Raw genomic sequence first — 19,571 nt, 5'->3', positions numbered from 1 at the left:
AGGGGTTGCGTCGCATGTGTGGCATCGTCGGTATCGTCGGTAAGTCGAACGTCAATCAGGCGCTGTATGACGCGCTAACCGTCCTCCAGCACCGCGGCCAGGACGCTGCCGGTATCGTGACCAGCCATGATGGCCGGTTATTCCTGCGCAAGGACAATGGCCTGGTGCGTGACGTGTTCCATCAGCGTCACATGCAGCGCCTGGTCGGTCACATGGGTATCGGCCATGTCCGTTACCCGACCGCTGGCAGCTCGACTTCGGCCGAAGCTCAACCGTTCTACGTCAACTCGCCTTACGGCATTACCTTGGCGCACAACGGTAACCTGACCAACGTTGAACAGCTGGCCAAGGAGATTTACGAATCTGACCTGCGCCACGTCAATACCAATTCCGATTCGGAAGTACTGCTCAACGTGTTCGCTCACGAACTGGCCCAGCGGGGCAAGTTGCAGCCAACCGAAGAAGACGTGTTCGCCGCGGTCACAGACGTGCACAATCGTTGCGTCGGTGGCTATGCGGTCGTGGCGATGGTGACCGGCTACGGCATCGTCGGTTTCCGTGACCCGCACGGCATCCGTCCGATCGTCTTCGGTCAGCGTCACACCGACGAGGGCGTCGAATACATGATCGCCTCCGAAAGCGTGTCCCTGGACGTGCTCGGTTTCACCCTGATTCGCGACCTGGCACCCGGCGAAGCGGTCTACATCACTGAAGACGGCAAGCTGCACACCCGCCAGTGCGCAAACAATCCGTCCCTGACCCCGTGCATCTTCGAACACGTCTACCTGGCGCGTCCGGACTCGATCATCGACGGTGTATCGGTCTACAAGGCCCGCCTGCGCATGGGCGAGAAGCTGGCCGAGAAGATCCTGCGCGAGCGTCCGGATCACGACATCGACGTGGTCATCCCGATTCCGGACACCAGCCGCACCGCGGCCCTGGAACTGGCGAACCACCTGGGCGTGAAATTCCGCGAAGGCTTCGTGAAGAACCGCTACATCGGCCGGACCTTCATCATGCCGGGCCAGGCAGCGCGGAAAAAATCCGTACGCCAGAAGCTTAACGCCATCGAACTGGAATTCCGCGGCAAGAACGTCATGCTGGTGGATGACTCGATCGTTCGCGGCACGACCTGCAAGCAGATCATCCAGATGGCCCGCGAAGCCGGCGCCAAGAACGTCTACTTCTGCTCCGCGGCACCGGCCGTTCGTTACCCGAACGTGTATGGCATCGACATGCCGAGCGCGCACGAACTGATCGCCCACAACCGTTCGACCCAGGACGTGGCTGACCTGATCGGTGCTGACTGGCTGATCTACCAGGACCTGCCTGACTTGATCGAAGCGGTCGGTGGCGGCAAGATCAAGATCGACAAGTTCGATTGCGCGGTGTTCGACGGCCAGTACGTCACAGGTGATGTCGACGAGGCTTACCTGAACAAGATCGAGCAGGCACGCAACGATGCCTCCAAGGTCAAGACCCAGGCAGTCAGCGCGATCATTGATCTGTACAACAACTGAGTAACTGGCCGGCCTGTGGGAGCAAGGCTTGCCCGCGATGGCGTTTGTAAAGACGCCATCGCGGGCGAGCGTTGTTCCCACAGGCCGGTTTAGTATCCATTACCGAGTAAGGCAAGGAGTGACAGCATGAGTCAGGATTGGGATGCCGGTCGGCTGGACAGCGACCTCGAAGGCGTAGCGTTCGATACCCTGGCCGTACGCGCCGGCCAGCACCGCACGCCGGAAGGCGAACACGGTGATCCGATGTTCTTCACTTCCAGCTACGTTTTCCGCACCGCTGCCGACGCCGCGGCGCGATTTGCCGGGGAAGTGCCGGGCAACGTTTACTCGCGCTACACCAACCCGACCGTGCGTGCGTTCGAAGAGCGCATTGCCGCGCTTGAAGGCGCCGAGCAAGCCGTGGCCACTGCCACCGGCATGGCAGCGATCATGGCTGTGGTCATGAGCCTGTGCAGCGCCGGTGATCATGTGCTGGTGTCGCGCAGCGTATTCGGTTCGACCATCAGCCTGTTTGAAAAATATTTCAAGCGTTTCGGCGTAGAGGTCGATTACGTGCCCCTGGCGGAACTGTCCGGCTGGGATGCGGCCATCAAGGCCAATACCAAATTACTGTTCGTCGAGTCGCCGTCCAATCCGCTGGCAGAGCTGGTGGACATCGCCGAACTGGCGAATATCGCCCATGCCAAGGGCGCGATGCTGGTCGTGGACAACTGTTTCTGCACCCCGGCGTTGCAGCAGCCGCTGAAGATGGGCGCGGACATCGTCGTGCACTCGGCGACCAAGTTCATCGATGGCCAGGGGCGTTGCATGGGCGGCGTGGTTGCCGGTCGCGGCGAGCACATGAAAGAAGTCGTCGGCTTTCTGCGCACCGCCGGGCCAACCCTGAGCCCGTTCAACGCCTGGATCTTCCTCAAGGGCCTGGAAACCCTCGGCCTGCGCATGAAGGCGCACTGCGCCAACGCCCAGCAACTGGCCGAATGGCTGGAGCAGCAGGACGGTATCGAGAAAGTCCATTACGCCGGTCTCAAGAGCCATCCACAGCATGAGTTGGCCTTGCGCCAGCAGAAGGGCTTTGGCGCGGTGGTGAGTTTTGAGGTCAAGGGGGGCAAAGAGGGTGCGTGGCGCTTTATCGATGCGACTCGCCTGATCTCGATCACCGCCAACCTCGGGGACAGCAAGACCACCATTACCCACCCAAGCACCACCTCCCACGGCCGCCTGGCGCCGCAGGAGCGTGAAGCCGCAGGGATCCGCGACAGCCTGATCCGCGTCGCGGTGGGTCTGGAAGACGTGGCGGACCTGCAAGCCGATCTGACGCGCGGCTTGGCTGCGCTGTGATCGAAATGTCTGCGCCCGGCACGGGCACCAATGGCCGCGTCGCGCTGGTCACGGGTGCTGCGCGCGGCATCGGCCTGGGCATTTCGGCCTGGTTGATTAGCGAAGGCTGGCAAGTCGTGCTGACCGACCTGGATCGGGTCCGTGGTTCGAAAGTGGCGAAGGTGCTGGGTGATAACGCCTGGTTCATCGCCATGGACGTCTCGAACGAGGGTCAGGTAGCGCTGGGGGTGGCCGAGGTGCTCGGGCAGTTCGGGCGGCTCGATGCGCTCGTGTGCAACGCGGCAGTAGCCGAGCCACACAACATCACCCTGGAAAGTCTCGATCTGGCCTACTGGAATCGGGTGCTGGCGGTCAATCTCAGTGGCCCTATGTTGCTGGCAAAGCACTGTGCGCCGTACCTGCGTGCTCACAGCGGCTCGATCGTCAACCTGGCCTCGACCCGCGCCAGCCAGTCGGAACCCGACAGTGAAGCCTACGCGGCGAGCAAGGGCGGCCTGTTGGCCCTGACTCATGCGCTGGCGATCAGCCTGGGGCCGGAGATTCGGGTCAATGCCGTCAGCCCGGGCTGGATCGATGCACGCGACCCTTCAGCGCGCCGCGCCGAGCCGTTGTCCGACGCCGACCATACCCAGCATCCGGCGGGCAGGGTGGGGACGGTGGAGGATGTCGCGGCAATGGTGGCCTGGTTGCTGTCGAGGAACGCCGGCTTTGTCACGGGGCAGGAGTTTGTGGTGGACGGCGGCATGACCAAGAAGATGATTTACAGCGAGTGACCGGCAGCAGCATTGATGCTGGATGCTCTGCAGCTTTGGCGAGCAAGCCCGCTCGCGCAGTGGCTTTGTGTCGGACCCATAGCCTGTGTTCACTCACAATCCGCTGTGGGCGCGGGCTTGCTCGCGAAAGCGGTCTGACGGCATAACCATTCGCCACTGACACGATTTTGTCTTTTTCAGAAAAACTTCAATCCTGCTATTGACTTAGGTTCGCTACCTGCGTAAATTTCGCGGCCTCGGAGATGCAAACGGGTGATTAGCTCAGCTGGGAGAGCGTCTGCCTTACAAGCAGAATGTCGGCGGTTCGATCCCGTCATCACCCACCACTTCCGAGAGTCTTGCGAAAGCAAGATGGAAGCCTTAAAAGCCTCCACCGACGCGCAGCGGTAGTTCAGTCGGTTAGAATACCGGCCTGTCACGCCGGGGGTCGCGGGTTCGAGTCCCGTCCGCTGCGCCATATTTTCCGAGTCAGGTCTGACCTGATTCGAGATCAAAAGAGAGATTGAAAAATCTCGGAGCTTCTGATCAGACGAGTTAGGACGCAAGTCCAAAGCGATACGCAGCGGTAGTTCAGTCGGTTAGAATACCGGCCTGTCACGCCGGGGGTCGCGGGTTCGAGTCCCGTCCGCTGCGCCATATCTGCTACAAGGCCCACTGAACGCCTTGGAGCTACGAAGAAGCCGTTGGTGACTTCGAGTCGATAGCAAAAACCCTGGTCGAAAGACCGGGGTTTTTTGTGTCTGCGATTTGCCATTTTCCTGAACTGCTGCCCCCGTCCTGTAGGAGCAAGCTCGCCCCTGCAGGAGGGCCTTTCTGCGCGCGCAATGCATAAAGAGCTTCCTTCCCGGCACCGACATTAATTAGAATCACTCTCATTTACGATAACTCCTGGCACAGGGCTTCTAGATGAGTGATGCAGTGATGCCGAAGGAGCCAACGCTTCACGACCTGTACCGCGATCACCGTGGCTGGCTTGAAACCTGGTTGGGGAGGCGCTTGGGCAACGGCTGCGATGCGGCTGATCTGAGCCAGGACACTTTCCTGCGGGTGCTTGCCAGTTCGCAGCGGATCGCGGACCTGCAAGAGCCCCGTGCCTATCTGCTGACTGTGGGCAAACGCCTGCTGAGCAACTTCTACCAGCGCCGGAGCCTGGAACAGGCCTATCTCGCCGCCTTGGCGGCGATGCCGGAGGACTGTGCGCCATCCCCCGAGCAACGCTGGCTGCTGCTGGAAACGCTGCAAGTGCTGGATGAGCTGCTCGACGGCTTGCCGCGGGCGGTGCGCCGGGCGTTTTTGTGGAGCCAGCTCGAAGGCCTGACCTACGGGCAAATCGCGGAACGCCTGCAAGTGTCCGAACGTACCATCAAGCGTTACATGGCTCAGGCTTATGAACATTGCCTGTTGGTGGACCTGTGAACACTCAGGCGTCCGACTCGCGCCAGGCCGTTCGTGCAGCCGCGCAATGGCTTGCGTTGCTGGAATCCGGCGGTGCCAACGAGCAGGATCGCGCGAACTTGCAGCGCTGGCGTGATACCTGCGCCACCCACGAGCAGGCCTGGCAGAAAGCCCAGGCGCTGCGCCAGCGTTTTGCCGACCTGCCATCGGGGCTGGCACTGAGCAGCCTGGATCGTCCGGATCCGGCGCGGCGCAAAGTGCTCAAGTGCGCCCTGGGCGCGGTGGCCCTGGTGCCGGCGGCGTGGCTGATCAGTCGGCAACTGCCGCTGGATGCCTGGCGCGCCGATTTGCACACAGCCACCGGCGAGCGTCAGCAGACCCGGCTTGCCGACGGCAGCGCGCTGCAGCTCAACACGGCCAGCGCGGTCGATGTGAACCTGCAGGCACGCCGCGTCAAGCTGATCGAGGGCGAAATGTCCCTGACAGTACCGGGTGATTCGCCGCTGACGATCCAGACCCGTTTTGGCAATGTCATCGTCAGCCGCAGTGAAGTCTGCGTTCGCCAGGACGCACGCGGCTGTCGGGTTTCGGTCTACAACGGCGCCGTCCAGTTACAGCCTTTGCATGGGGCGGCCCTGGCCTTGCGCGCGGGCCAGCAGGTCAGCCTGCAGGCCGCCGGTGCCGGATCCATCAGCGCATTCGACACCTTGGCGCCGGGTTGGCGCGAGGGCGTGCTGATGGCGAAGGACCAGCCGCTGGGGGGCTTCCTGCGTGAACTGAGCACCTATCGACCGGGTGTCCTGCGCTGGGAGCCGGAGCTGGAAACCCTGCGAGTCACCGGCAGCTTCCGTCTGGACGACACTGACCGGGTACTCGCGCTGCTCGCCGCCAGTCTGCCGCTGGAGGTGCTTTCCCGGACTCGCTACTGGGTCACGTTGCTGCCGCGCAAAAATAGTGTGTAAACCCTGGCCCCTTTTTTCGACTCGCCTGTCATTGAAGGCATGTGAACGAATCAAGAGAGCCTATTCAAATGCCTAACGCTTCTTCCCCGCGCCTGCGACCGTTGTTGCACCTCAGCCTGATGCTGGGCCTGAGTGCCAGTCCATGGTTGATCTCGCCAACCTGGGCCGAGGACGGTAACCGGCGCAGCTATCAGGTGCCGGCCGGCAGCCTGAGCGATGCATTGACCCGGTTTGCCGGTCTGTCCGGGGTCAATCTGTCGGTGGACCCGGCCCTGGTCAGCGGCCGCAGCAGTGGCGGGCTGTCCGGTGAGTTCGCCGTCGAGGAGGGCTTTGCCCGGTTGCTGCAGGGTTCCGGTCTGCAACTGCAGGCGGTAGGTGAGCAAGCGTACATTCTCACCCCGGCCCCGGAAGGCAGCAGCTTGCAGCTGGCCCCCACCTCGATTCTCGGCGCCACGGGCGGGGAGGGCGGCGAGGTGTTCGCCGGAGGCCAGGTTGCGCGTCGCGGGTCCCAAGGCTTGCTCGGCTCGAAAGACTTCATGGAAACGCCATTCAGCATGACCACCTACACCAACGAGGTGATCGAGAACCAGCAAGCCCGGACCTTGGGTGACCTGATCGCCAACGACCCATCGGTTCGCGCCACTAACCCTGCCGGCGGGCGTTACGAGCAATTCACCATTCGCGGGCTGAGCCTGTTCAACAGTGACGTCGCCTACAACGGCCTCTATGGCGTATTGCCGACTTACACCATCGACATGGAAATGGCTGATCGCGTGGACATCCTCAAGGGCCCCAGCCAGCTCATCAACGGCATCTCGCCGCGTGGCAGCGTGGGGGGCGGGATCAACGTGGTACCCAAGCGTGCCACCGACAAGCCGATCACTTCATTCACCGGCAGCTACGCGTCCAACAACCAGCTCGGTGGCGCGGTGGACGTCGGTCGACGCTTCGGTGAAGACGACAAGTTCGGCCTGCGCTTCAACGGCGTGAAACAGTCCGGCGACACCGAGTGGGATCACCAGAGCATCGACCGCGAGATGGCCGTACTCGGCCTGGACTTTCGCGCAGAGCGCCTGCGGCTCTCGACAGACATCGGCCACACCGAGCGCAATACCGATGCGCCCCAGGAACGGGTGCAGGTTGGCGTCAATGCCCAGGTCCCGCAGGCAGGCGATGTCCGCCACAACTACGCGCAGGCCTGGAGCAAGGCGCGCACCGAAGACACGTTCGGCACCGTCAATGGCGAGTTCGACGTCAACGATTCGGTCATGCTGTATGGCGGAGTTGGCGCACGCAAAAGTAATCATGACTTCCTCCGGCATGCGGTTTCGGTCACCAACGATGCTGGCGATTTCAGCGTCCAACCCCGCGACTTCACCCGCGACGAGAATGTGCGCACGGCCACGGCCGGAGTACGTAACTGGTTTAAAACCGGCCCGGTCAGCCACGAGGTCAATCTCGCGGCCAGCTACTTCTACATGGATTTCGAAAACGGCGGCGCCCGTTATGCTGCCGCGCCCAGCAATCTCTACGATCCGGTGCAAACCCCCACCCCGGCCAGGCCGACCCGCCAGGATGCCAAGGTCTACACCGAGAACCGCTTCAGCGGCGTGGCCTTGTCCGACACCCTGGGGTTCTTCGAGGATCGCCTGCTGTTGACCCTCGGCGCGCGTTGGCAGCGTGTGAAGGTCGATGACTGGTCCGACAACATCAAGGGCGCCACTGCCTATGACGAAGAAAAAGTCTCGCCGTCGGGCGGTATCCTGTTCAAGGCCACTGACAAGTTGTCGCTGTACGCCAACTACATGGAGGGCTTGAGCCAAGGCAAGATCGCCCCGTCGACCTCGGTCAACGAAGACGAAATCTTCCCGCCCTTCGTCAGTCGCCAGGTCGAGGTCGGCGCCAAATACGACGCCGGCCCGTTCGCGGTTACTGCGGCGGTCTTCCGCATCAAGCAGCCGGCATACGAAACCAACGCGACCACACGGGTCTTCGGCCCGAACGGCAAACGCGAGAACAAAGGTGTGGAGCTGAGTGTGTTCGGCGAACCCCTGGATGGCTTTCGCCTGCTCGGTGGGGTGATGTACATCGACAGCGAATTGACCCACACCACCAACGGCGCTTTCGACGGCAACCGCGCGCCCGCAACGCCCAAATACAACGTCAACCTCGGTGCCGAGTGGGACGTGCCCACCGTCCAGGGCCTGACCCTGACCACGCGTGGCATCTACTCCAGCTCGCAGTACCTGGACCAGTCCAACAACAAGGAAATCGACTCCTGGGAACGCTTCGACGTGGGCGCCCGCTACGCGTTCAAGGTCGACGACAAGACCATCACCCTGCGCGGCAACGTCGAGAACGTCGCGGACAAACGCTACTGGAGCTCCGCAGGCGCCTCAGATGACAGCGAGCCTGGCTTGACGCTATCCACGCCACGCACGTACCTGCTTTCGGCGACAGTGGATTTCTAGGATCGCTCACGCGCCTTTGCCTGCGATGACCCCGGTTCAGGTGTCATCGGCAGGGGGAAGACAGTTGCTCCCACAGTGGAATGGTGGTGGACGCAGTATTTGTGTTCGGCGCAGACCACTGTGGGAGCCAGCCTGCTGGCGATGGCATCTGCATATTCGACATTGATGTGGCAGGAAGATTGCCATCGCGGGCAAGTCGAATCGTCGCACCGCCGCTCCCACAGGTATTGGTGGTGGGCGCAGCATTTATGTACGGCAGATATCTCTGTGGGAGCCGGGCTTGCCCGCGAAGACGATGGTGCATCCGACAGCAATTTGACTGCCCAGACACCCCCGCAAATCCGGAAATTTTGATCTTCCAGTCAGTTTTTTGTAACTGGTTGTTTGCCCCGAGCGCATAAACCTTTAAAGTTAACCTTTCGGTCAGCTTTGCACTGTCACCACAGCCCTTTGCTCCGTCCTAAAAGGGTTCCTGCAAGACTCGAGATTCCCAGAACATAACCAGAAGGGCGGGCCCATAACCGCTCAGAGGATGATCCATGTCCAACCGTGATATATCCCGGCGCTCGTTCCTACAGGGCGGGCTGGTGGCGGGGGTGAGCGTGACGCTTACGCCGCTCAGCTCCCAGGCCCTGGCCGCCTTGATGGAGAACAGCGTGACCGTGCCGTCCGAGCAATGGCTCGGCAACAACGGCAAGGCGCGCTCGCGTAACGATGCCCTGTCCAAGGTGTGCGGCAGCAAGGTTTTTGCTCGCGACATCCGCGCCAAGGACATGCCGGGCTGGCCCGAACAGCAAGGTCACGCCATGCTGCTGAAAATCACCAAGGCCGACCGCCTATACGCCGGTTATGACTTGGCGTGGCTCGGTGCCGACTTGCAGCCGGACCGTATCGTCACCGCAGAAGACCTGGAGAAAGACGGCATCGTCTTCCCCGAAGAGCATGCCCCGGACCCGCTGCTGCCAGTCGGCAAGGTGCCGATGTTCATCGGTCATCCGGTCGCGATACTCATCTGGAATGACTTCGAGCGCTTCCGCCAGGCCAAGGCCAAACTCAAGTTCAACGACAAGGCCATTCGCTACGGTGCCCAGGTGCCGTACTACGAAGGTGATCCCTACGGCAGCTTCCGCTACGTGCGGGTCGGCGGTGCGACTTCGGCTGACGAAGATGAATTCGCCAGCCTCAAGGATTCGATCCTGTTCCCGATGCTGCGCAACCGTCGTCCGGTCTGGGATTCGCAGCCCAACCTGCACGGCAACCTGACCGAGCGCGGGCTGTTCTATGCCGATCGCATGAAGCAGCAGATCGACACCCCGCCCGACAACTGGCTGGTGTTCGACGAGCGCTACAAGACGCCGTCCATCGAGCCTGCAGCCATGGAGCCGGACAACGGCAACGGCTGGTACGACCCTGCGACCAAGACCCTGCATTTCGTGGTGGCCACCCAGTGCCCGCTGGAGACCGCCACCGAGACCGCGAAGATGATCGCGCCGTCGCGTTTCGGCCTGGCCAACCTCAACATGCACCCGGGCTACACCGTGGGTTACGGTTCCAAAGACCACAATATTTTTGTCTATTACGCAGCCCTCGCCGCCCTGTACGGGGCTGGTGTGCCGGTGCGCCTGGCCAACGACCGCTACGAGCAGTTCCAGAGCGGCATCAAGCGCCACCCGTTCGATATCCGCTATCAACTGGCGGTGGACAAGACCGATCACAGCTTCAAGATTTTCCGCGCCGAAATGAGCGTCGACGGTGGCGGACGCGTCAACTACAGCCCGTCGGTAGCGGCGGTTGGCGCCACGGCGGCGCAGTCGATCTACTACATGCCGCAGAACGATCTGCAGGTCACGGCCTACCATTCCCGCGCTGTGGAAGCCGGCTCGATGCGTGGCTACGGCACCCTGCAGAGCATGGCTTCGACCGAGATGATGGTTGACGAAATTGCCGGTCGGCTGGGCATCGACGCTATCGACCTGCGCAAGAAAAACGCCATGGTCTCGGGCATGAAAAATACCCAGGGTGCGGTGCCGGCGGGTGCCTTGCGCCTGCACGAGATTCTCGACAAAGCGGCTGTGCACGAGGTTTGGAAAAACCGCGACAAGCTCAAGCAGCAACGCGAAGCCCAGGACCCGGACCACTGGTACGGCGTCGGCTTCGCCATTTGCCAAAAGGACTTCGGCACCGGTTCCGAAGCGCCGATGGCGAGCATCGAATTCAACGCCGAAGGGCGCATTCACCTGCGCCATATCGGGATTGAAATCGGCACCGGCATGTCCACCTCCCAAGCCATGGTCGTGGCCGATTTCCTCGGCAGCCCGGCTCACGAAGTGAAGACCGGCGAGACTGAATGGCAAGAGCTGCAGCTGATCACCGGCGGCAACCCGTACATCATGAGCCAGGCCGAGCAGGACACCTTGCTGCGCAACCCGCGCTGGGTCGGCAAACTGGCCTCGGCCTCGTCGGCCACCAACTCGGCCTACTATTTCAGCCACGCCACCCGCGAAGCGGCGCGCGTGCTGTTCAACCACGGCCTGTGGCCGGCCGCGCTGCAGATCTGGCGCCAGGGACCTTATGGCGGCCAGGCCAACCCCTACGTGGTGCGCCGGGAAGACGCGCACTGGGTCGACGGCAAGCTCACCGCCAACGGCATGCAGCCGCTGAGCTTCGAGCAGTTGGCCAGACACGCTCACGAAAAAGGTCTGGTCACCGGCGCCACCGTGCACGGTTTTAACCGCTGGAGTTGGGCCGAGGCCGAGTTCAGCATCGATGGCGTGCGCGAGCGCCTGCCGCTCGACAGCCTGGCGGTGAAGTACGGCGACGGCGCCCCGAGCGCGAAGAAGGCGCAGATGAACAGCGCTGGCTTCCATCTGCTTGATCGGCAGAACGTGCACTACCCGGACACCCAATTGAACAACGCCGCAGTGACTTACTACAGCCCGGTGGCAACCCTGGTTGAGCTGAAAGTGAACAAGGGCTCGGCCGAAGTGCAGGTGCTCAACCATCACTCGTGGGTCGAGTGCGGTCGGGTATTGGTGGAAGAACTGGTCAGGGGCCAGCTTGAAGGTGGCATTGCAATGGGCATCGGCCATGCGCTGCTGGAAGAAATGCCGCTGTACGAAGGCGGACCGGGGGAGGGTGACTGGAACTTCAACCGCTATCGCCTGCCCATGGCGCGCCACGTCGCGGTCTGGAAGCAGACGGCGGAAATCCTGCCGCCGCTGTCCCCGAGCGACCCCTCCAAAGGCATCGCCGAAGTGGTGATGATCCCGGTCGTGGGTGCCATCGGTAACGCCGTGGCCCACGCCATCGGCAAGCGCGTTCGCGACCTGCCTATCACTTCTGCCCGCATCAAGGAGGCCCTCAATGGCTAACCGTCCGCTTCAACTGACCCTCAACGGTCAAACCGTCGGCCCGGTGGACATCCCTGATGACCTGCCGATGATCGACTACCTGCACGAATACAAGAACCTCACCGGTTCCCGCCTGGGCTGCGGCCAGGGCATCTGCCATGCCTGCGTGGTGATCGTCGACAACCCCGACGGCACCAGCGAGGAAGTGCGCACCTGCATCACCGGTGCGCACTATTTCGAAGGCAAGAAAGTACGGACCATCGAAGGCCATGCCACCCGCGATGAGCAGGGCAAAGTCACTGAGCTCAACCCGATCCAGCAACGCTTCGTCGATGAGTTCGCTTTCCAGTGCAGCTACTGCGCGCCCGGTTTCGTCAATGCCGCGACCGTGCTGGTAGAAAAGCTGCAGCGCCAGCCGATCGTCAAGAGCCAGCTGGAACAGGTGATCGAGGACAGCCTCGGCCACCACGTCTGCCGCTGCACCGGCTACGTGCGTTACTACAGCGCCACGCGCAACGTGCTGACCGATCTCGGCCTGGTCAAGGAGGGCTAACATGAAGCATCTATTTTCCCGCCTGGCATTGGCGGTCGGCCTGGCTGCGCCGGTCTTGATGGCGCACGCCGACGATCAGGTCAAGCGCGGCGAATACCTCGCCCGCGCGGCCGACTGCATGGCCTGCCATACCGCCCCGGGTGGCGCTCCCTATGCGGGAGGCCTGCCGATCGTTTCGCCGTTTGGCACCATCTATGGCACCAACATTACCCCGAGCAAGGAGCACGGCATCGGTCAATACAGCGATGAGGAATTCTTCGCTGCGCTCACCGAAGGCAAGCGTCGCGACGGGGCTAACCTGTACCCGGCGATGCCGTACACCTCCTATCACCTGATGCCCCGGGCCGACTCCGACGCGATTCACGCTTACCTGAAAACCGTCGAGCCGATCGAGCGCGCGGCGCCGGTGACCAGCCTGAGTTTTCCGTTCAACGTACGTCTGGGCCTGACGGGCTGGAACATGCTGTACGGTAAAGACGTCAAGCTGTCGCCCACCGCGGGCAAGAGCGAGGCTTTCAAGCGCGGCCAGTATATGGTCGACGTGCTCGGCCACTGCGGCGAATGCCACACCCCGCGCGGTTTGCCCGGTGCGATGCAGCAGGACAAGCGCATGACCGGTGGCGTCCTCAATGGCTACCTGGCGCCCAGCCTGCTGGCCGAAGACCTGGCAAACCGTGGCTGGAATCACCAGGACCTGAGTTCGTTCCTCAAGCACGGCATGAGCGCCCAGGGCACCATGTTCAACGAGATGTTCCCGGTGTTCCACAACAGCACCCAGGGCCTCACTGATCCGGATCTGGCAGCGATGGCCACCTACCTGCTTGGCGATCAACCGCCAGCGGCGAAAGTGCTGAGCGAAGTGCCCCTGGAGCAGTTGAGTGCCAGCGCCCGGCGCGGTCGCCAGGAATACCTCAACGTCTGCGCCGGTTGTCATGCGGTAGAGGGCGAGGGCAAGCCGCACATCGCAGTGGCCATGCGTGGCAACACCACGCTGCGCCTGGATGATGCGCGCAACCTGCTACGGGTGATCGAGGACGGCATCGGCGAGCAGCAATTTGTCGGCTTCGAACGCATGCAACCGATGCCGGGCTTTGCCGACAAGCTCAGCCCTGGCCAGCTGACCGACCTGCTCAATTACCTGCGTCAAGGGTGGGGTGGTCAGCCGGGTGAACTGACAATCGGCGACGTGCAGAAGCTACAAGCGGACGCGCCTCCAACCGAACACAAGGTGCATTGATATGCAGCATCTGGATCTGCAAGTGGTACGGCGCGCGCTGCAATGGTCAAACGCCGGCCAGCAGGTCTGGCTGTGCACGGTGCTCGCCACCTACGGCTCGGCGCCTCGCGCGCCGGGCTCGCTGCTGGCGGTGAACGGCGGGGGGCAGTGGATAGGTTCGCTGTCGGGAGGTTGCGTCGAGGAAGACTTTCTCGAGCGCGTCGCCGAAGGCGCATTCGAGCAAGCCGTGTGCGTGGTTCGGTACGGTGAAGGAGATGACCCCCGCTCGCGCATCAGCCTGCCGTGTGGCGGGATTCTTGACGTGCTGGTGGAGAAGCTTGAGCCGGCTTGCGAGGTTCAGGCACATCTGCGGGAACTGGAATCGGCCTTGCTGGGCCAGCGTCGCCTGATCCGCGAAGTCGATCTGGCCAGCGGCGCCCGTGACGTGTTCGTGGACCGGGAGCAGGGCGCGCGTATCGAGCGCGAAGTCGATCGGGTTCGTGTGCGCATCGGCGCTGCCCAGCGCTTGTTGCTGGCGGGTTACTCCAGTGTCGCCCAGGCCTGTGCGGAGTTTGCGGTGGGGCTTGGGTTCGAAGTGATCCTCTGCGACCCCCGGGATGAAGTGCTTGAAGGTGTGGTGCTGAACAACGTCGAGATCCGCCGGCAGCTGCCTTCGGTCTTCATCGCTGACGGCGGCTGCCATAGCGATACGGCGGTGGTTGCATTAACCCACGACCCGCGCATTGATGACCTGGCGATGATGGAAGCGGTGCGTACCGACGCGTTCTACATTGGCGTCATGGGCTCGGTGCAAACCTCGCAAAAACGCTTCGAACGCTTGCGTCGCATTGGCGGGCTGGGCGAAGCCGAACTGGCACGAATTCACGCGCCCATCGGCCTCAACCTAGGCAGCAAAACCCCCGCAGAAATCGCCTTGGCGGTGCTCGCCGACATCCTGCGAATCCGCAGCGGCATCGCCCGGGATCAACTCTAAACGCCCTGTGGGACAACCCCAGTGGGAGCGGGCTTGCTCGCGAAAGCGGTGGGTCAGTCGATATCGATGTTGAACAAGCCAACCTCATCACGAGCAGGCTCGCGCGCGTGATTCAGTACCCGAATTTGTCCCGCAACCCGTAATACCAGGCCCCCAGCGCCGCAAATGGCGTGCGCAACAGCTGCCCACCCGGAAACGGATAATGGGGCAGGTCGGCAAACGCATCAAAACGCTCAGCCTGGCCGCGCAACGCCTCGGCCAGCACCTTGCCCGCCAGATGCGTATACGTCACCCCATGGCCGCTGCAGCCCTGGGAGTAGTAGATGTTGTCCCCAAGTCGCCCCACCTGTGGCAATCGCGACAAGGTCAGCAGGAAATTCCCGGTCCAGGCGTAATCGATCTTCACATCCTTGAGCTGTGGAAACGCCTTGAGCATCTTTGGCCGAATGATTGCCTCGATGTTCGCCGGATCCCGCGCCCCGTACACCACGCCACCGCCGAAAACCAGGCGCTTGTCGGCGGTCAGGCGGTAGTAGTCGAGCAGGTAATTACAGTCCTCCACACAGTAGTCCTGCGGCAGCAAACTGCTGGCCAACGCATCGCCCAATGGGGCAGTGGTAATGACCTGAGTCCCGCAAGGCATCGACTTGGCCGCCAGCTCCGGTACCAGGTTGCCCAGATAGGCATTGCCGGCGACGATAATGAACTTGGCCCTGACCTTGCCCTGCGGCGTGTGCACCACCGGGCTGGCGCCGCGCTCGATCCGCACCGCCGGCGATTGCTCATAAATAGTCCCGCCCAGAGACTCCACCGCAGCGGCTTCACCCAAGGCCAGGTTCAATGGATGAATATGCCCGCCACTCATATCAAGCATGCCACCGACATACTGATCGCAAGCCACCACCTGGCGAATACGCGCCTGATCCATGAGCTCCAGCTGCGTATGCCCAAAGCGCTCCCACAAACGCTTCTGCGCCTCCAGATGGCCCATCTGCTTGGCCGTGATGGCGGCGAACACGCCGCCGTCCTTCAGGTCGCACTGGATATTATATTTGGCCACCCGCTCGCGAATGATCCGTCCGCCCTCGAACGCCATCTGCCCCAGCAGTTGAGCCTGCTTGGGCCCGACGGTGCGTTCGATCACATCGATATCGCGGCTGTAACTGTTAACGATCTGCCCACCGTTGCGCCCGGAAGCACCAAAACCAACCTTGGCCGCCTCCAGCACCGTGACCTTAAAACCGTTCTCCAGCAGGAACAGGGCAGAGGACAAGCCGGTATACCCGGCGCCGATCACGCAGACATCAGTCTCTACTTCCTCCTGCAAAGCCGGGCGCGGCGGAGCCGCATTGGCCGATGCGGCGTAATAGGACTCTGGATAAGGAGTGTTCGCCATCCTGCTGCCTCTGTTTAATATATTTTACGAGTCCCCCGATCCTACCCGAGTTGAAAAACCCTCGCCAGCCACCGGAAAATCTTCCTCGCAGCAGCAAAATTAAATATTTTGCATATTCATAGGGTTAGCGCGAAAAAAGGTGTTGACACCCCTCCGGAATTCCGTAGAATGCCGCCTCACAGCAGGCACGTAGCTCAGTTGGTTAGAGCACCACCTTGACATGGTGGGGGTCGTTGGTTCGAGTCCAATCGCGCCTACCAAACAAAATCCGCTCTGCTGGGCGGTCTAGAAAGGCTCACCGAAAGGTGGGCCTTTTTTTGTTGCCTGGGATTTGCAAAACTTTTGTAAAAGTCCCGCCTCAGAACACCAGTTCGGCGCCCACCTTCAGACAGTGGGTTGCCGATGGTAGCGCAGACGGCCTTAAACCGACCGCGGGCAATTAGCTGAAAAGATGGGGGGCGACTAGTCAACCCGACTGCACCTGACGAGAGGGTGGGAGCTATATGGACGAGCTGAGAGTTTTCAATAATACCCACTGGACGGTGACTCATCGAAGAGATGCCCGTTACGACGGCTATTTGATTATTTCATCAGAAGAGACGGCATCAGGGCTCGGCGGTCTGAGTCATGAAGCCCTGGCGTCTTTAGGTCCGGTAATGAAAGCGGTAGAGCTTCTGCTGACAAGGGCCTACGCACCCTACAAAGTAGTGTTCTATAAGCTAGGGTTCTCGCCTGGTTTCAGCGTCCATTTTCATGTCGCTCCAGTCTCGGAAGCGTTGCTGGCAGAGATATCAAATCACCCTGGTTATTCCGACAACCCTGACGGTAATGACGTCATTATTTTTCTCAGTCGGGAATATTGCGAACGGTCACTGAGCGCTTACGAGATGGAAAAACAGCTCTCGGCGGTTCGTCGGCTTAAAGATTGTTTCGACCAGGCCTGCCCAGAGCCAGATTTATCTTAAGACAGACCCGGCATACCCCTAAGGCCACAAATCTATTTATCACCCGCGTGGGATAGATGTTCTGGTGTCGGTACAGGCGACGTCGATGGCGACCTGGGTGGGGGCCGAGAGTACGGGGTGGAAGTCTCGGTTAATTGAGAATCAGGGCCAGCCATTGATCCCACCAGAACACCATGGAAATCAATGCCAAACCGCAGGCGCCCGCGAATACGAGGCAAACCCAATCTGAAACCACCATGCGCAGGATCATCGTTACCACTCCTCTTGGCGGGACGTAGACTCAGGCTAGTTGAACTTCTGCACATCGAGGCTGTCCGAGCAGACCATTTCGGTATCCTCAGAGGCATGGGCGACGAAAGGGCGACACGCCTCGGTATTGTTCCCCGCCGGGGAGTAAGCACGCTAGGCCGCGATGGGCTACTACTGACAGACCGATCATTGGTGCTGACAGGGGTATTTCGATGCTGACTCACTGGTTGCTGGCTGCGGTTCATCTATTAGCGTATGCGCTTGGCTTTTGGGCCGTATTGTCCCGGGGGACGGCGTTTCGGCGACTGGCGGCGGGCACAGGAGAGGCACGCAGCGTGCTGATTGCCGATAATCTTTGGGGGCTCAGCGCTCTGGTGCTGCTGGTGACGGGGGTTATGCGCGCCTTTGCAGGCTTCGAGAAGGGCACTGACTACTATCTGCACCAGCCGTTGTTTCACCTGAAGATGACGCTCTTCGTGCTGATCCTGCTATTGGAACTGGCGCCGATGATCACGCTGATCAAATGGCGAATTGCACGGGGAAGGCGCGGTAGACGCTGGGCGTGCAAAGCTGTTCGCACGGATCAGTCATGTGGAGGCGATGCTGGTATTGCTGATGGTGGTGGCGGCCACAGGTATGGCGCGAGGGGTGACCTTTGCTTAGCCAGCTTTGGTTCAGGTGCGTTGTACTGGAATTCTAGCCAGCCGAAGCTCAGGGGCGAACGGGCTGGCTACTGGGTGCCGCAAGATCAGTTTTGTGGCTTGTCCGGTGCGGTCAGGCCAGCCTGAATGCGCTGGTAGATCTCTTCGCGATGAACCGCGACGTCCTTTGGGGCATTGATACCAATCCTGACTTGTTGGCCGCTGACGCCGAGGATGGTGATCGTAATGTCATCACCAATGTTTATGCTTTCACCGACTTTGCGGGTGAGTATCAGCATGGTCTTCTCCTTGATTGCTTTGTAGGGCACCTGATTCGAACAGTGCAGAGGTCGGTGGTACGTATAGATTAGTGCGAAGTCTCACAATTTGGGTGCCTCTTTCTGACGCGCAGATGCAGCATTAATTCCCAAGGCGTAACTATACAGAGGCCGCACCCATCATTCTCGTTGTTTTATCTCGATTTTTCGGCCCTAAAGAACTATTCATGAATGCTAAAATGCGTGCTTTAAGCATTTAGAGGGACAACTCGTGCGCAAATGGGTCTGGGTAGTGGCAATACTGGCGTTGGCAGGGTGCGATCAAGGCAAGCGCGGCGACGTGCCACCGCCGAAGCCGACAGTCGCCACGTCGCCCGCCGCAGCTGCCGCGCCACAGTGGGATCTGGAAGTTCGGGGCGAGATCACCCAGGCCGTCAGCGACCTGAGCGGCTGGTTGATCGAGCACAGTTTTGTTTCCAGCGTGGTCAGGGAAAACGGCAAGACGCGTATCCTGATGGGCCCCTACGGTTCCGAGGCTGAGGCCAAGGCCAAGCAAGCCGAGGTGCAGGCCGCGCTAGTGCGGGCGAAAAAACAGAATATCGAATTGCTGGTGATCGAGCGTCCGCTGAGTCAGTAAGACTCCCATGCACTTTCCAGGGGCGAGCTTGCCGCAGGCGGCGTTCCGACGAAGAACCAACGGGCACCGCGTTTTCCAGGCTTCACGCGTTATCGTTGACGTTCTTCGCGAGCGAGCTCGCTCCTACAAAGTTCGGTGTTCAATCAGCCGCAGGCTTTGAGGTCGACCGGGCCGACGAACTCATTGCCGCGTCCCATCACACACGCCACCGTCTGGTTGCGCTGGCTTTCCCAGGCCTGTACCGGGTAGGTCTTGTTCCAGGCTTCGTAGAGCTGCCGATCCTGCTTGGACAGGCGCAACCCGTACTGTTTGCTCATGTAGAAGTAAGTGCGTGCGATCATTCCGCGAATAGACGGGCGCGGCATGACTTTCTTCGCCTTGAAGTCGACCTGGGTCAGGCACGAGCCGTATTGCCCCGATTGCACCGGCAGCCAGCCGAAACTGAAGTTGCTGCGGTCGCCGTTCACTTCGCCGATGCTCGGCACCAGGTTGTGCAGGTCGGCTTCCGCCTTCTGGTACACCGCGTCGTATCGGGTGCAGTTCTTGCGCCCACCTTCCTGCCAGCACTGGCGCTGATGACCAATCTGCCAGGCCGGCACAATATGCTCCCACTCGATGCGCGCGGCGCGCTTGGCATTCTTGCGCGGCACGTAACCACAGGCGGACAGGTTGACCTTGTTGCCCGTGTACTTGCAGCCGCAATAGAACTCGGTCGATTGCGGTGCGTAGAGTTTCCAGGCGACTTTCTTGGCTTCGGAAAAGGTTCGCGGGGCTGCTGCCTGGGCGCCCATGGCGCAGAACAGCAGCAGTAAAGCTAAACAACGGACACTCAT

15 protein-coding genes, 4 tRNA genes and 1 pseudogene are annotated in these 19,571 nt (G+C 61.2%); 17 read left to right on the top strand and 3 right to left on the bottom strand.

Annotated elements, in window-relative coordinates; translation table 11 throughout:
* Positions 1 to 14 precede the first annotated feature (14 nt).
* The 13 genes from purF to IMW75_RS16630 all read left to right on the top strand — a co-directional run bounded on the left by purF (position 15) and on the right by IMW75_RS16630 (position 14,572).
* On the top strand, positions 15 to 1,520 hold the full coding sequence (purF, locus tag IMW75_RS16690) for an amidophosphoribosyltransferase (RefSeq protein WP_045057939.1): 1,506 nt from the start codon (positions 15 to 17) through the stop codon (positions 1,518 to 1,520).
* Between the two features lie 126 nt (positions 1,521 to 1,646).
* Positions 1,647 to 2,858: an O-succinylhomoserine sulfhydrylase gene (locus tag IMW75_RS16685; protein WP_205893199.1), complete on the top strand. Its 1,212-nt coding sequence runs from the start codon at positions 1,647 to 1,649 to the stop codon at positions 2,856 to 2,858.
* Between the two features lie 5 nt (positions 2,859 to 2,863).
* Positions 2,864 to 3,631, top strand: coding sequence for an SDR family oxidoreductase (locus tag IMW75_RS16680; RefSeq protein ID WP_177328522.1), 768 nt, complete (start codon positions 2,864 to 2,866; stop codon positions 3,629 to 3,631).
* Positions 3,632 to 3,881: 250 nt separating this feature from the next.
* Positions 3,882 to 3,957, top strand: a tRNA-Val gene (locus IMW75_RS16675).
* Positions 3,958 to 4,011: 54 nt separating this feature from the next.
* Positions 4,012 to 4,088 (top strand) — tRNA-Asp (locus IMW75_RS16670).
* Between the two features lie 102 nt (positions 4,089 to 4,190).
* Positions 4,191 to 4,267, top strand: a tRNA-Asp gene (locus IMW75_RS16665).
* A gap of 270 nt (positions 4,268 to 4,537) precedes the next feature.
* Positions 4,538 to 5,047 carry a sigma-70 family RNA polymerase sigma factor gene (locus IMW75_RS16660; protein ID WP_205893197.1) on the top strand — a complete coding sequence of 170 codons (510 nt, stop codon included), beginning with the start codon at positions 4,538 to 4,540 and terminating at the stop codon, positions 5,045 to 5,047.
* Positions 5,044 to 5,988, top strand: a complete 945-nt coding sequence (locus IMW75_RS16655) for a FecR domain-containing protein (RefSeq protein WP_205893195.1) — start codon at positions 5,044 to 5,046, stop codon at positions 5,986 to 5,988. Before IMW75_RS16660 ends, IMW75_RS16655 begins: the two co-directional genes overlap by 4 nt.
* Before the next feature lie 68 nt (positions 5,989 to 6,056).
* Entirely contained in the window at positions 6,057 to 8,459 is a 2,403-nt protein-coding gene (locus tag IMW75_RS16650; protein WP_205893194.1) for a TonB-dependent receptor, read from the top strand.
* Positions 8,460 to 8,998: 539 nt separating this feature from the next.
* The gene (locus tag IMW75_RS16645) at positions 8,999 to 11,830 is read left to right on the top strand and encodes a xanthine dehydrogenase family protein molybdopterin-binding subunit (RefSeq protein ID WP_045057933.1); all 2,832 of its coding nucleotides are present in this window, start codon (positions 8,999 to 9,001) and stop codon (positions 11,828 to 11,830) included.
* Positions 11,823 to 12,362 carry a (2Fe-2S)-binding protein gene (locus tag IMW75_RS16640; protein ID WP_045057932.1) on the top strand — a complete coding sequence of 180 codons (540 nt, stop codon included), beginning with the start codon at positions 11,823 to 11,825 and terminating at the stop codon, positions 12,360 to 12,362. Before IMW75_RS16645 ends, IMW75_RS16640 begins: the two co-directional genes overlap by 8 nt.
* A 1-nt stretch (position 12,363) precedes the next feature.
* On the top strand, positions 12,364 to 13,599 hold the full coding sequence (locus IMW75_RS16635; protein ID WP_205893193.1) for a c-type cytochrome: 1,236 nt from the start codon (positions 12,364 to 12,366) through the stop codon (positions 13,597 to 13,599).
* Between the two features lies 1 nt (position 13,600).
* The gene (locus IMW75_RS16630; RefSeq protein ID WP_205893192.1) at positions 13,601 to 14,572 is read left to right on the top strand and encodes an XdhC family protein; all 972 of its coding nucleotides are present in this window, start codon (positions 13,601 to 13,603) and stop codon (positions 14,570 to 14,572) included.
* A gap of 112 nt (positions 14,573 to 14,684) precedes the next feature.
* Here the strand turns inward: IMW75_RS16630 and IMW75_RS16625 are convergent, their stop codons facing one another.
* Positions 14,685 to 15,968 carry an NAD(P)/FAD-dependent oxidoreductase gene (locus IMW75_RS16625; RefSeq protein WP_045057929.1) on the bottom strand — a complete coding sequence of 428 codons (1,284 nt, stop codon included), beginning with the start codon at positions 15,966 to 15,968 and terminating at the stop codon, positions 14,685 to 14,687.
* Positions 15,969 to 16,151: 183 nt separating this feature from the next.
* Here IMW75_RS16625 and IMW75_RS16620 point away from each other — a divergent pair.
* The 3 genes and pseudogenes from IMW75_RS16620 (at position 16,152) to IMW75_RS16610 (ending at position 17,845) form a co-directional block, all read left to right on the top strand.
* Positions 16,152 to 16,228, top strand: a tRNA-Val gene (locus tag IMW75_RS16620).
* A gap of 243 nt (positions 16,229 to 16,471) precedes the next feature.
* Positions 16,472 to 16,933, top strand: a complete 462-nt coding sequence (locus tag IMW75_RS16615; RefSeq protein ID WP_205893191.1) for a hypothetical protein — start codon at positions 16,472 to 16,474, stop codon at positions 16,931 to 16,933.
* Positions 16,934 to 17,394: 461 nt separating this feature from the next.
* Positions 17,395 to 17,845: pseudogene (locus tag IMW75_RS16610) on the top strand (DUF2214 family protein).
* Positions 17,846 to 17,930: 85 nt separating this feature from the next.
* Here IMW75_RS16610 and csrA read toward each other — a convergent pair.
* A complete protein-coding gene (gene csrA / locus IMW75_RS16605) occupies positions 17,931 to 18,122 on the bottom strand; it encodes a carbon storage regulator CsrA (protein ID WP_045057924.1) in 192 nt (63 codons plus the stop codon).
* A 250-nt stretch (positions 18,123 to 18,372) separates the two neighbouring features.
* Here csrA and IMW75_RS16600 point away from each other — a divergent pair, with 250 nt between their 5' ends.
* Entirely contained in the window at positions 18,373 to 18,738 is a 366-nt protein-coding gene (locus IMW75_RS16600; RefSeq protein ID WP_205893190.1) for an SPOR domain-containing protein, read from the top strand.
* Between the two features lie 143 nt (positions 18,739 to 18,881).
* Here the strand turns inward: IMW75_RS16600 and IMW75_RS16595 are convergent, their stop codons facing one another.
* Complete coding sequence (locus IMW75_RS16595) at positions 18,882 to 19,571, bottom strand: endonuclease (RefSeq protein WP_045057922.1); 690 nt, start codon at positions 19,569 to 19,571, stop codon at positions 18,882 to 18,884.

The sequence above is a fragment of the Pseudomonas gregormendelii genome (genome assembly GCF_017114825.1).
GTDB classification, from domain to species: domain Bacteria; phylum Pseudomonadota; class Gammaproteobacteria; order Pseudomonadales; family Pseudomonadaceae; genus Aquipseudomonas; species Aquipseudomonas gregormendelii.
Note: the sequence above shows the minus strand (reverse complement) of the source record. Positions and strands in the feature narration are given on the sequence as shown.

Excerpts from the sequence above, each read along its gene's own strand:
- IMW75_RS16660 (WP_205893197.1), top strand. The coding sequence starts at position 4,538 with ATGAGTGATGCAGTGATGCCGAAGGAGCCAACGCTTCACGACCTGTAC.
- csrA (WP_045057924.1), bottom strand. The coding sequence starts at position 18,122 with ATGCTGATACTCACCCGCAAAGTCGGTGAAAGCATAAACATTGGTGAT.
- IMW75_RS16595 (WP_045057922.1), bottom strand. The coding sequence starts at position 19,571 with ATGAGTGTCCGTTGTTTAGCTTTACTGCTGCTGTTCTGCGCCATGGGC.
- IMW75_RS16680 (WP_177328522.1), top strand. The coding sequence starts at position 2,864 with ATGTCTGCGCCCGGCACGGGCACCAATGGCCGCGTCGCGCTGGTCACG.
- IMW75_RS16635 (WP_205893193.1), top strand. The coding sequence starts at position 12,364 with ATGAAGCATCTATTTTCCCGCCTGGCATTGGCGGTCGGCCTGGCTGCG.
- IMW75_RS16645 (WP_045057933.1), top strand. The coding sequence starts at position 8,999 with ATGTCCAACCGTGATATATCCCGGCGCTCGTTCCTACAGGGCGGGCTG.
- purF (WP_045057939.1), top strand. The coding sequence starts at position 15 with ATGTGTGGCATCGTCGGTATCGTCGGTAAGTCGAACGTCAATCAGGCG.
- IMW75_RS16640 (WP_045057932.1), top strand. The coding sequence starts at position 11,823 with ATGGCTAACCGTCCGCTTCAACTGACCCTCAACGGTCAAACCGTCGGC.
- IMW75_RS16650 (WP_205893194.1), top strand. The coding sequence starts at position 6,057 with ATGCCTAACGCTTCTTCCCCGCGCCTGCGACCGTTGTTGCACCTCAGC.
- IMW75_RS16615 (WP_205893191.1), top strand. The coding sequence starts at position 16,472 with ATGGACGAGCTGAGAGTTTTCAATAATACCCACTGGACGGTGACTCAT.
- IMW75_RS16630 (WP_205893192.1), top strand. The coding sequence starts at position 13,601 with ATGCAGCATCTGGATCTGCAAGTGGTACGGCGCGCGCTGCAATGGTCA.
- IMW75_RS16625 (WP_045057929.1), bottom strand. The coding sequence starts at position 15,968 with ATGGCGAACACTCCTTATCCAGAGTCCTATTACGCCGCATCGGCCAAT.
- IMW75_RS16685 (WP_205893199.1), top strand. The coding sequence starts at position 1,647 with ATGAGTCAGGATTGGGATGCCGGTCGGCTGGACAGCGACCTCGAAGGC.